Origin of the sequence: Streptomyces sp. NPDC086519 (assembly GCF_040686075.1) — a bacterium.
In the GTDB taxonomy this organism is placed as follows: Bacteria; Actinomycetota; Actinomycetes; order Streptomycetales; family Streptomycetaceae; genus Streptomyces; species Streptomyces shenzhenensis.
On record NZ_JBFBJL010000123.1, the window covers coordinates 11909 to 13981 of the forward strand.

Genomic DNA, 2073 nt, shown 5'->3' on the forward strand with positions numbered 1-2073 from the left:
CACCGGCTGTGGTCGTCCCCGAACCGCAGGTGGCTGGGGCGCCCCGCCTACCCCACCACCTCGCGGGCGCTGACCCCCCGCTGCCCGTATCCGGGCAGCGGCGCGAACGGGTAGAAGGAGCCCCGCTTGTAGAGGTAGACGAGCGCGAGCCGGCGCCCGCGCTCGTCCTCGAAGGCGGCCAGAGAACAGAGCAGCTGCGGGCCGAAGCCGTTGGCCTCCATCGAGCTGTTCACCGCGTGCAGGTCGTTGACCAGCTGCACAAGCTGGTCGGGGGAGCGCTGCGAGACCAGCCAGGAGTACCCGTAGTCGTCCTGGTGCAGCTCCACCGGAACCCCGCCGCGGTCCGCGTCCGCGTCGAGGAGTGCCTGGACCTCCCGGTGGGTCTGCTCGAAGGCCGCGCCCTCCACGGTGGCGAAGCACACCGCGCCCGCGCCGGTGGGCCGGAACCCGGTAGCCACCTCCAGCGTCACCGCCGCAGACGGCAGTGCGAACAACTGGTCGAGATCGGGCGCGACCGGCTTCGTACGGCCCAGCAGGATGTCCAGGAACCCCATGCTCACCCGGCCTTCCCGGGCGTCGCCGCCTCACCCAGCTCCGCCGAGATCCGCCCCAGCTGTTCGAGCCGCTGCTCCAGGGTCGGGTGGGTGGAGAAGAAGCGCTCGATGCCGGGCTCCTTGCCGGTCGCCGGGGTGAAGTAGAACGCGTTGAAGGCCTGGGCCGTGCGCAGGTCCTTGGTCGGGATCCGGGCGATGTCACCGGAGACCTTGGTGAGCGCCGACGCGAGCGCGGAGGGCCGGCCGGTCAGGAGGGCGGCGGCCCGGTCGGCGGCCAGCTCCCGGTACCGGGACAGCGCCCTGATCAGCAGGAAACTGATCGCGTACACGGCCGCGGAGACCCCGATGACCGCGGCGAACACGGCGGCCGTGTTCTGGTCGCGCCGGCCGCCGCCGAAAAGCTGCGAGTAGAACGCGAACCGCACGATGAGCCCGGCGATCACGCCCAGGAAGGACGCGATCGTGATCACGGCGACGTCCTTGTGCGCCACGTGCGACAGCTCGTGCGCGAGCACACCTTCCAGCTCGGCGGGCTCCAGCCGCCGCAGCAGCCCCGTGGTCACGCACACCACGGCGTGCTCGGGACTGCGCCCGGTCGCGAACGCGTTCGGCATGTCCATGTCGGAGACGGCGACCACCGGCTTCGGCATGTCGGCGATGGCACACAGCCGGTCCACCACCGCGTGCAGCTCCGGGTACTCCTCCCGCTCCACGACCTGCCCGCGCATGGCGAACAGCGCGATCCGGTCGGAGAACCAGAACTGCGCCACGAACATCGCGCCCACCAGTACGACGACCAGCAGCCACGACTTCAGCAACACGATCAACGCGGCAACGAAGCCGACGTACAACAACCCGAGCAGGAACAGCGTGACCGTCATCCGAACGGTCAGCCGCCGATCGCTCCGGAAGCGGCTCTGCATCTTGCACCACCCCGCAGTCAGGCACTCGTCCCGCTGTCCAGTGTGCACCTGCCGGACGCCATGGAACGGTTCCGAACGGCCCTAGTAGCGGCAAAAGGTCCCTGTGAAAACCCTTGGCGGAGCGCTGACGCCGGGCCTGCTAGTACGGCGACCGCGTGTGCAGGTACCCCAGCAGCAGGATCACCGCCGCCACACACCCCAGCACCAGAGCCGTCGAAACCCAGGACGACCGGCGCGGTCCCGCCGGCCCCGGATCCGGCCGGAACGGCACCGGATCCGGCGGGTTCTCCCGCCACCGGGCGGCGAGCATCCGCGCCCGTGCGGACGGCTCCCTGTGTTCCGCCTCGGCGGCCCACCTGAAGTCGAACTCCTGCTCCTCGTTGTCCTGTCGGGACACCCCGTACCCCCGTCTCGAACATCAGTACCCGGGCACGATACGACGGCACCCCCGCCCTGAGGAACAGGGACGGGGGCGCCGGGCGGCCGGGAACGGCGTCTGTCACACGTCGAAGTACAGCTCGAACTCTAACGGGATCTCTGCCACCTGTGGGAACGACCTAGAACCGCGCTGACCTGCATGTTTGACCGTTGGGACA

At 69.9% G+C, this 2073-nt stretch carries 2 protein-coding genes and 1 pseudogene; all 3 read right to left on the bottom strand.

All coding sequences use genetic code 11. From position 1 onward, the window contains the following. Positions 1–56: 56 nt before the first annotated feature. A pseudogene (locus tag AB0P24_RS46840) lies at positions 57–554 on the bottom strand (hypothetical protein); the annotation flags it as partial. 2 nt (positions 555–556) lie between these two features. Next, on the bottom strand, positions 557–1477 hold the full coding sequence (htpX, locus tag AB0P24_RS46845) for a zinc metalloprotease HtpX (protein WP_365805437.1): 921 nt from the start codon (positions 1475–1477) through the stop codon (positions 557–559). Positions 1478–1616: 139 nt separating this feature from the next. After that, positions 1617–1874 (bottom strand): hypothetical protein, encoded by a 258-nt coding sequence (locus tag AB0P24_RS46850; protein WP_365805440.1) that lies wholly within the window; start codon positions 1872–1874, stop codon positions 1617–1619. Positions 1875–2073 lie beyond the last annotated feature (199 nt).

Bases quoted from the DNA above. Each gene is read 5' to 3' on its own strand.
- htpX (WP_365805437.1), bottom strand. From the start codon at position 1,477: ATGCAGAGCCGCTTCCGGAGCGATCGGCGGCTGACCGTTCGGATGACG.